General features: G+C 58.4%; 6 protein-coding genes and 1 pseudogene. All 7 read right to left on the bottom strand.

Annotated features, from left to right (window positions below; genetic code table 11):
* Positions 1 to 553 (bottom strand): annotated as a pseudogene (locus K2Z83_RS23825) (hypothetical protein); the annotation flags it as partial.
* Positions 554 to 599: 46 nt separating this feature from the next.
* A complete protein-coding gene (locus K2Z83_RS23820; RefSeq protein WP_220597674.1) occupies positions 600 to 2,540 on the bottom strand; it encodes a hypothetical protein in 1,941 nt (646 codons plus the stop codon).
* A gap of 227 nt (positions 2,541 to 2,767) precedes the next feature.
* Positions 2,768 to 4,228 (bottom strand): helicase-related protein, encoded by a 1,461-nt coding sequence (locus K2Z83_RS23815; RefSeq protein WP_220597673.1) that lies wholly within the window; start codon positions 4,226 to 4,228, stop codon positions 2,768 to 2,770.
* A gap of 6 nt (positions 4,229 to 4,234) precedes the next feature.
* A complete protein-coding gene (locus tag K2Z83_RS23810) occupies positions 4,235 to 5,011 on the bottom strand; it encodes a CBS domain-containing protein (RefSeq protein WP_220597672.1) in 777 nt (258 codons plus the stop codon).
* A gap of 81 nt (positions 5,012 to 5,092) precedes the next feature.
* Positions 5,093 to 6,682 carry an Eco57I restriction-modification methylase domain-containing protein gene (locus K2Z83_RS23805; protein ID WP_255604466.1) on the bottom strand — a complete coding sequence of 530 codons (1,590 nt, stop codon included), beginning with the start codon at positions 6,680 to 6,682 and terminating at the stop codon, positions 5,093 to 5,095.
* 487 nt (positions 6,683 to 7,169) lie between these two features.
* The gene (locus K2Z83_RS29395) at positions 7,170 to 8,492 is read right to left on the bottom strand and encodes a hypothetical protein (RefSeq protein ID WP_255604460.1); all 1,323 of its coding nucleotides are present in this window, start codon (positions 8,490 to 8,492) and stop codon (positions 7,170 to 7,172) included.
* A partial coding sequence (locus K2Z83_RS23800) for a C-terminal helicase domain-containing protein (protein ID WP_220597670.1) occupies positions 8,489 to 9,488 on the bottom strand: 1,000 nt, incomplete at its 5' end. The genes K2Z83_RS23800 and K2Z83_RS29395, both read right to left, overlap by 4 nt.

Raw genomic sequence — 9,488 nt, 5'->3', positions numbered from 1 at the left:
TGATCGTCATAGCCATGTCGCCGAGGGCGGCCTGGGCGCGGGCTACCTCGCCGTCCACGTCGATCTCGGCCAGCTGGAATCGCCCCAGGTCGCTGGGGCTAGCGACGACCACCAGGGCGCGCAGATCGGGCCGCAGCGGTATGTTCAGCGGCGTGAAGTCGCGGCTCTCCAGGTAGCGCGAGAGCCGCACCCGCTCGCTGAGCGCCAGCGGCTCGTCGTTCTCCGGGTCTCGCAGCAGCTCCCAGCGCAGGGCGTGCAGCTCGGGGGCGGTGATGTCGAGGCGCAGCCGTAGCCGTAGCACGCTGAGCTGCTGGGCGACGGCACGGGCCTGCTGCCAGGCCGCACGTAGCCGCGGGTCAGAGAAGAGCGCAGCGGTGAGCTGTCGCCCGTATTCCTCTGGGTCATGGCTCAGGGCGAGCAGCGCGGCCAGGTCGAGGGCCAGCGGCACATCAGCGGCGGGCAGCACGTCGTGGGCCGGCGAGCTGAATCGCGCGTCGGCGGCGTAGCCGTCTCCCTGGCGGCGGATGGCGATCTCTAGCTCGGCGTCAGGCATAGCTACTCACCAGCGTTCCTGCACTACTGCGATAATCGTCCGGTTATCAACCATGCCTCTCCAGGCAGGGCCAGACATGGCGCTGCTCGAACTGGGCCAGGCGCCAGAGTGGCCGGATTGCCGCCCAGGTTCGGTTAAGCGCGCTCTGAGAAGTTGCGACCGTCGCGTCCTCGTAGAGGCCGAACAACGAGCGCATCACATAGTCGAGGAGCCGTGGTGATACAGTTGGCGTCCTCAACAGATAATCTCGTATCGCCTCACCGCGTGCAAAGTAGTCGCGGATCAGTTCTTCAGGGGCTGTGGCGTTGGGAAGATCAAGATCGGCAGTGGCCTTGAACATATTGCTGGTGACGTAGTGCTGGCTCACCACTGACGCCTCAGCACCACGCGCGAGGTCAAGCAGGTGTTCGTAGGCAGGCGCGATCAGGCTTGATTGGATTAAGCGCGTCGGGGCCATAGTTAGCCAGCGCTGGATGTCCTCAATGTAGGGGACAAGCTGCTTCGTGTTCTCGACAGGGCCACTGGCTGGATAGGGCTGGCCATTGACTGTTTGGCGGAATTGGCCAAAGGTGCCGCGCTTGAGTTGAAATGGATGCCGCCGCTCGATCTCAGGAAATAGCTTTGATGACAGCCATTGATAGGTCTGGCCTACAGACCACGGACCGTTGGATCCCAAATGCAGCTTCCAGTTCTCGATATCGCGCATAACATCGTGATCTGGAGGTGGGAGCCCATCGCGTAAAACGTAGCGTAAATGAACCAGATCTGGCTCTGTTATGAGCATCCCGTCGAGCGGCTGAGTCGGCACAATCCAGGCATGATCGCCGCGCTCGTGACCGATGCGTATTCCAGGAGCCCAGCGTTCAAAGATGCGCCAGCCCCGATCAATTTCGCCGCGTTGCCACTCATTCTGATCAGCGAATTGGCGCAACTGCTCCCAAAATGAAGCCTTAGCTGATGTCAGGTAAAAGGCCGGATCGCCATGCCATGAGCTCAGGGGGAATTCCCACGACTCAAGTGCGTCCTCAGCGTCCATGAGCACATCACGGTAGGCACCAGCGAAGCGATCAACACAGGCGCACAGATCCTGTGCCTCCTGTGATGAGATCTGGGTCTCCATATCGCCAACGCGTATGCGGTAGGAGTCCTCACTCTCGCGCTCAATGAAGCGGCGGGTGTCCCAGGCAAGATCAGAGTCGATGCCAACCATCAGGGTGCGCAGGATAGCAGCGTGGTCGAGGTGGAGACGCAGGCCGCGCCGCAGGATGTGACTGAAGGTAATCTCGCAGCTCCCGCCGCCTAAGCAGAGTGGGAGTTCGCCGTCGATCTGCACTTTGGCTCGCGTGACGCGGAGCGATCGGCCCTCACGCTCCTCAGATGCGGCGAAGTCACCCTGGCCGAGGATCGCCTGGATGTCGGGATGGGCTTGGAGTGCCTGCTCCAGACGCACGTATTGCTCGTAGGCAAGCTCGTTGATGAGCCGTTGGTGGAGCGCGAGTACACGCTCGTAGCCGAGGATTTCAACTAACTCTTGGGCCGCCTGCAAATCGGCCAGAGCCGCGATCTCGCCATCGAGTACGATCTCGTCTGGGTCAAAACGTCGCCGGCGAAGGGCCACCAGGCGGACGCCATTCATCACTACCAGGAGAACCGGTCGTAGGCGTTCGCTGTACCACTGGCATTGGGCGATGGCGCTGTCCAGATCGTCAACACTGGCGCGCTTCGCCTCGACGATGACCAGGGTGTTCCCCACAGTTTGGGCGGCATGGTCGGCAGTAGCAAAGTACACCTGGTCTACCTCGTGCCTGCGACCCTTGCTGCCCGTGGTAAGGATGATTGGATATTTCCCACGCCGGTTTTGCTCGGGATAGCCGAGCAGCCGAAAGAGCGGGAGTACGCATTTAGTCTCTACGTCGTCTTCGGTATAAAACCCGGCGGGGTCGTAGCTATCCAGCCAGGTGAGGATCTCGATGGGCGATGAAGGCATGCGGGTACCGACTCTACTATTTAGCCGCAGTGTCTACCGCGAGCACCGCGCAGATCGGATCACGAGGGTAATCTACCCAAGCAGCAGTAATGTGGTGCCGAGCGGTAGCCTCGACGATGGCGTCGTCAGAGGATCGGCGGAACGTGGTGCCCTCGTAGTCGATGTTTGGCTACTGTCCATCAGATGCTCTTCCCACCTCAACACTTCAACCATACCACGCTATATGCTCATTGATTTTCGCGGAAGATCTGCTCGATCTCCACTACCTTCTCGATCATTCTTCGAAGCTCATACTGCTCAGAATCGGCATCCGTAACAAGAAAATAGTGATGTACTGTACGTCTTGTGCTGCTTAATCTCTCTGCAAATCGCGCGCGCTTTTGAAAAGCCTTTGTAGTTGTAGAGAAGTCATAATGTATGACATGACTTATACTAGTGTGCCCCCTCATGTCTGCAATAGCTGAAGTAGCAATTAGAATTTTAGCGCTGTTTCTGTACTCCTCTAGAGAGAAAATGCGCTCTTCGTAACTCATAGAACCGGTTATCACTAATGATGCCTTCCCGTCTCGCTCGAGCGCGCTCTTTATATAAAGAGCAGTTTCCGTAAACTTCGTAAATATTACTGTACTGCCCTCAGTATGCGCAGAAAACCGATCGATAAGATGGTTGAGTGTAAGTAGCTTACTGTCAACCGAAATATCTTCGAGGACAGCCAGAATATCTTGAATCCTAGCAAGTTCGTCTTGGAATTGATACGCAATCACCTCCTCAGGAATAAGGCTTTCCAATTCCTCTTCCTCTTCCTCTATTTCGAAACTTAAAAGGTCTACTCCTTTATTTGGCGATGAGCCCAATAGGTCCTGTAGCGATAATAAGCGTCGCTGCAGAGAGAGGTCCAAAGAACCAGGAGAACTCTTCCACCTACGCATTAATACAGACCGAATTAATGTGCTCTCACTGTCTTGCCCAAGGAAATTGAGGTAGTCGTATAAAAGATTGTGCAGTTTCACCTCTTCTGGTGAGAGTTGATAGTTCAAAACATACACCGTACGCTCTGGTATATGCAAATTCACACCAACATCCTCTAAGTCTTTATACGTCCACCTAATTTGAACGACTTGAGGTGTGCCGTATGCCCAATGAGGTTGTCCTGGCTCAATAGTTGTCGCGATCTTCAAACCAGCATTGGAGGTTTTCCATAAAAACTGAAGTACTTCGCCTCGTTGGCTTGATGAAAAGTGTGTATCAAAATCATCAAAAAATATTAAGCTCCAATAAGAATTTTGGATTTCTTGATAGATAGCGGGTCGCTTGATAAAGTCTACTGACACAACGACTGCCCCTAAAAATGACGCCCAAACACTTTTTTCTACTGGCTGAGTAGCCAACCGACGCCGATATTCAGAATTATCAATAAGGGTAGTAGACACGCCTACATGACGAATTCTATCTGCCCATTGATATCGCAAAGGCGAAGCAGTTACTATAAGGCAGCGAAACTCGCCGGGCGATTGCAGATACAACAATCGGATGAGTTCCACAATGGCCGCTCCTTTTCCTAAGCCAAGAGGGTACTCTAAAATTATGTGTGCTGGTTTTGGCTGTCGCATGACGGCCAAAACAAAATCCCGTTGATATGGCAAAAGCTCTATCCGGTCATTATTGGTTTCGTTATTTTCTTGCACCATGGGAACTTACTCCTTCGCTATTGCTCGCTGAACTTTTCCTTGCAACCAATTTCTAGTACTCTCCAGGGTTATTTGCTCACCTCTTGATATCTTTTGCCGAAAATGGAACACGATGTTTCGGATTTGGCGCACTTGTTCTAAGCGCGAAGACACAATATCTTTATTCTTTCCAAAAACAGACTCAAAAGAATGCCAGTTTTCCTTTTGTATAATCAAGGCTCGGTAATCATCAAAGGTTAGCTCTGTAAGGCTTGCAGGAATGTCTTTTTCAGGACCGGTATATTTATAAGCAAGTGCTTTTGAAATGAAGCGCGGCAAATCTTCAGTTGCCCGTGCCGAAATAATACTCCTAAGAGCAAGCTCTATCTCTTGAAGCATTATAAATGGCATGGCAATGGTGTGATAGCGCAGCAAGACATCGGAGGTTTTTATTACCGATCTACTGCCTGGTCTAGTCTGTACTAGTAATGCTTCGTGTTCAAGAAGTAATCTTGTGATCGAATGCAAACTGTCAGTGGCGTTTACCAGGGGAATAGAGGATATTAGTTCCTCCACTAGTAACCCTTCGATCTTTACTTTAGATGCAATTGTGAGATGGTGGGCAAGAGACCAAAGGGAAAATACTCCGTAGAATGTCGATTCATCTGCCACGAGTATGTGCTGGACTTTATATTCGATCATGAGCTTTAAAGCATCAGTCACGAAAGTACTTGGGCTGACAAGTATCTGGTCACCATCAATTAATGGCAAGCTTGCAATATCATGAAATAATGTATCGTCCATATTTGTACCTTGATGTACCAAATCGACAACTCAGTAGGCTTGCGTCTTTCAAAATAGACTATTATACGAGGCTGCTCTCCCTCAGTAATCGTTGGCTTCGTTTCCCACCGGCATCCTGGGCGGCGCGGTCTCCCAGAGCAGGGCGATCTCCTCCGGCGTGAGGCCGTAGGCGACGTTGACCAGATCGGCGAGGCGGCGCTCTAGCGCCAGCGCCTCGCCCGCCCGCTGCTGCATTGGGGTGGCGTGTTCGCTGTGGCTCCGCTGGAGCGCCTGCCGCGCCCCCGCTGAGAGCGCGGCGCTGCCCTTGGGGCGGCGCTTCGCCACCTCGTCGGCGAATGCCCCGGCGCTCAAGTGCTCGAACGCATCCAGCTTCTGCCCGAGCTTCTCGATGCCAAAATCGTCCCGTAGCCAGCGGTGCAGCTCGCGCCGGGCCTGCTGGTCGGCCTGGGTGATCGCGATCAGCCGCGCCACCGCTGGCTCGACCTCGGCGCGGGTGGCGTCGCTCGGCGGGGCGATGGGGATAGTCTCGATAAAAGAGTAAATGAGGCGAAGGGCTTCATCTTTACCGTGTATCGCATTGCGCCACATGTAAGCCCATAGCAGTGGCGAGTTGATAACGGTAAGGACATACGGATCGTGGATGGGCCAAACATACGCTGTATTGAGCAGAACGAACGGCTCATTGGTAAGCGCAAATTGAGGACGCCATGTAATATCAGTGTGAATGAGCTTGGGTTGCTCGAATATCTCGTAATACGCGCAGGATCGCAATTCCCACCAGTAGTGACCTTGATCCTGGCGGGCACGCAGTCTTGCTTCCAGCGGCTTCATAACCGCATAGAGTGCGGGAAACGTCTGCTGAAAAACTGTCTCGGCTTGGTGTTCAGGTTTATTGCGCCACGGCCACGCATAGTTCTCGCTCGATTTCAGCACAATCATCCAGCGCCCATCCCACTCTGGTGACCAGCGCTTAATGTCTTGCCCACGCAGATAGGGCTTGATAATCTCCGCAACACGAGGATCTTCCCGCACCAACCGCTCTTTTGTCACGGTGTCGATAAGAAATGCCTCATTGAAGCCGGTCAGCACGCCGCGATAGGGCTTCACCCCAGCAAATTCGGTCAGGGGCATACCCGCATTGCGGATCTTCGCCATCAGGTCATCAATGCTCGCATTCTCCAGGCTCCAGGCGATACGGGAGAGCCGCGCCTGGGGCACGGCGCGGCTATGCTCACGGATGTACACATCCAGGGCGTCTACGCCCAGCGCCTCGCGCGGGAAGTCGGCCACGCACACCTGCCGGTTGGTCGGCACACCGTTGGTCGGCTTCTCCAGCACGACAATCGCCGGGAAGACATCGGCACCCTCGAAGATCGGCGAGTGGCCGAAGTCCACCAGCTGCTCAACCACCGTCTGCGCCGCCAGAAAGCCGCGCAGGTTCTCGCCATAGCCGGCGCGCAACCACTTGTTATTGGTGATATACACCAGCCGACCGCCGTGGCGCAGCAGGTTGAGCCCTTGATTGAAGAAGTAAACAAACAGATCGGCGGTGCCGCTATACGTCTCGGGGTAGGCCGCCTTGAAGTAGGGCTTCAGCTCGCTGATCTGCTCCTGGCGCACGTAGGGAGGGTTGGCGACGATGATGTCGAAGCCGTCGCGCAGGCCGAACATCCACTCGCGGTCGAAGAAGGACGCTGAGGCGTTCTGGTCGTAGGGGTCCCAGGAGGCCAGCATCGCCGCCGTGTCGCCCGAGAACCCGTCGCGGCGCAGCAGACCGGCGAGCCTGGTACGTAGCTCCTTGTCCTGCTCGCGGTACTTCGCCTTCGTCTTCGGCGTGCGGGCGCTGAAGTGCCGGGCGCGCACATCGCGCAGCCGCTCCTCCATTTGGTCGATCTCCGGGTCGCGCAGGCTCATCTGGCCCGCGCGCGCGATGCCGACCAGGGTGTTGGCTGCCACGAACTTGGTCTCCAGGTTGGGCAGCGGGCGGATGCCCCGGTTCTCGCGCGAATCGTCGATGCGCTGATCCACCACCAGCGAGATAAAGCAGCGCAGCTTGGCGATCTGCACCGCAATCGGCTGAATATCCACGCCGTAGATGCAGTTCTCGATCAGAAACAGCTTGCGCCCGTAGTCCAGCTCATTGCGCTCAAACGCCTCCTCAATGGCAGCGACCTGCGCCTCCAGGTCGGCCAGGGTGCGGTCGCGCACATCGGCATCGTCGATCCGCTCGGCGCTGCGCATCGTCTCGCGCACCTTGAGGATCTGGCGGGCCTTCCAGCGCGCGTTGCCGGGGTCGAGCCGGCCCAGGATATGCACGAGCTTCTGGAGCACGCCCATCGGGAAGGCCCCGCTTCCGGCCGCCGGGTCGAGGATGCGCAGGCCGTCGATGGCGATGATCAGGTGGCGCACCTCGTCGGCGCTGAAGCCGTGGTCGGCCTCCGTGTAGGTCATCAGGGCGCGCAGCCGGGCGTTCAGGCTCGCCAGCTGGGCCGCGTCGAGGGCCAGGCTCAGGCGCGCGGCCTGGCGCAGGTGCTCTTCCAGGTAGGCCACCAGCGCCTCGTCCACCATATAGTTCACGATCGGGCGCGGCGTGTAGAACGAGCCGGTCTGCTTGCGCGCCGTGGTCTGGGTCTCGGGGGTCGGGGATGAGCCCCTTCTCCTTGAGGAACCAGACGAAGATCACGCGGGTGATCAGGCGGATGAGGCTGGTGGCGTTGCGCACCGCCCGGTCGGCCTGCGCCCCGGCGGGGAACTCGACCTGCTCGACCGCCCAGAAGTACCAGTTCGCCACCTCGCGGTAGAAGCGCCGGTTGAGCGCGCTGCTGTCGAGCACGGTGCGCCAGGCCCGGTGCAGCTCGACAAAGTTGCTCACGCCGGCCTCGCGGGCGAGCTGCGGCAGGGACAGGTCGGCCAGGATCTCGACGTGGGCGCGGTGCGGCTGGGCGAAGACGATGTCCTTGATCAGCGTGACCTTCTCCAGCACATCGCGGGCCTCATTGAGCTTGTGCAGCCGCCGGTCGATCACGGCGAAGGTGAGATGAGCGCCGTGGCGGAAGAGCACCAACACCGGCATCAGCAGGTGCCGGTTGATCTCGCGGGTGATCGTCGCCAGCTCGGTGCGGGTGTAGCTCGTGCCGGCCAGGTCGATCGCGAGGAAGAGGTAGGACTCGATGCGGGTCTGATCGACCTGGCGCGTGTCGAAGAGGGCCAGCTGGCCGGAGGCGCTGATCTCCTCGGCGGTGAGCTGGAAGATCAGCTCGGCCGCGCGCCACTGGTCGAGCAGCGCCCGCTCGGCGTTGAGCTTCCCCGCGATCCCGAACGCCTCCAGCAGCCCGTGGCCGCCGACGGGATCCACATCGAAGCGGCGCTCGCTGGTATAGCCCAGCGCGCCAAACAGCTCCACCGCCGGGCCGAGCAGCGACGGGGCGGTGAAGCGGGCCAGGGCATCGGCGACGGCGCGGCGGAGGGAAGTGTCGGTCATGCATCACCTAGAACTACCAGCCATGTGATCAGCTCGAAGTCGCTGGTCTGGCTCACCTGCTTCTGCTGCTCGGGCAGCACCCCGCCGCGGCCCATCGTCAGCTGCGCGCCCATGCGCCGGCGGAAGCTCCCAGTGATCGCCGCCACCGCTTGGTCGAGGAGTTTGCTGGAGACGCTCATATCGGCCCCGTCCTGCGTCCGCTGGTCGAACAGGTCACAGAGGGTCTGGTACGGCGTCGTGCGCTCGGCACAGAGCGTGCGGAACACTTCAAGGATCTGCTTGGGCTGGGCGAAGCCGAAGCGCACCACCCCGCTGTCGTGGATGTAGACCAGGAAGTAGGGCTGAAGCGGGTTGATCCGCTCCGTGCCCTTCGCGTCCGCCTTCTGGCGCAGGCAGAAGATCACCCCCGGCTGGATGACGCTGTAGGCGGGGTCGGGCGGCACCACCGCGTACAGACCCATCGGCGCGTCCTGGAGCAACTGGCGGTTCGCCTCGATGTAGCGCAGCAGCTCCAGGCGGAAGTCGTCAAGCGTGAACTCGGTCAGCGAGACGCTCTCGTTAAAGTCCTCCAGGTCGAGCACCTGGTCTTTGAGGGTGAGCAGCTGCTTGTCGCGGTAGCTCAGGTCGGTGGTGATTGTCCCCTCTAGCTTGCCCTGGGCCAGCAGGTTATCGTCGCCGGCGGCGGTGATATCGACCAGGGCCATACGCGCCTCGACGCGCTCGCGCAGCGCGAGATACTTATCCAGATCCGCGGTCGGCCAGAAGTTGACCATCTGTACCACCTGGCTGCGGCTACCGATACGGTCGATCCGGCCGAAGCGCTGGATGATCCGCACCGGGTTCCAGTGAATGTCGTAGTTCACCAGGTAGTCACAGTCCTGGAGGTTCTGGCCCTCGGAGATACAGTCGGTGGCGATGAGTAGGTCGATCTCGTCGCGCTGCGGCATCCCGGTCATCTGGCTCCGGTGCTTGGCGATGGGCGCGAAGTTGGTCAGG

The organism is Oscillochloris sp. ZM17-4 (genome assembly GCF_019599295.1).
Taxonomy (GTDB): domain Bacteria; phylum Chloroflexota; class Chloroflexia; order Chloroflexales; family Chloroflexaceae; genus Oscillochloris.
This window is presented reverse-complemented; position numbering and strand designations above follow the sequence as displayed.

Bases quoted from the DNA above. Each gene is read 5' to 3' on its own strand.
- K2Z83_RS29395 (WP_255604460.1), bottom strand. From the start codon at position 8,492: ATGACCGACACTTCCCTCCGCCGCGCCGTCGCCGATGCCCTGGCCCGC.
- K2Z83_RS23820 (WP_220597674.1), bottom strand. From the start codon at position 2,540: ATGCCTTCATCGCCCATCGAGATCCTCACCTGGCTGGATAGCTACGAC.
- K2Z83_RS23810 (WP_220597672.1), bottom strand. From the start codon at position 5,011: ATGGACGATACATTATTTCATGATATTGCAAGCTTGCCATTAATTGAT.
- K2Z83_RS23815 (WP_220597673.1), bottom strand. From the start codon at position 4,228: ATGGTGCAAGAAAATAACGAAACCAATAATGACCGGATAGAGCTTTTG.
- K2Z83_RS23805 (WP_255604466.1), bottom strand. From the start codon at position 6,682: ATGTTCGGCCTGCGCGACGGCTTCGACATCATCGTCGCCAACCCTCCC.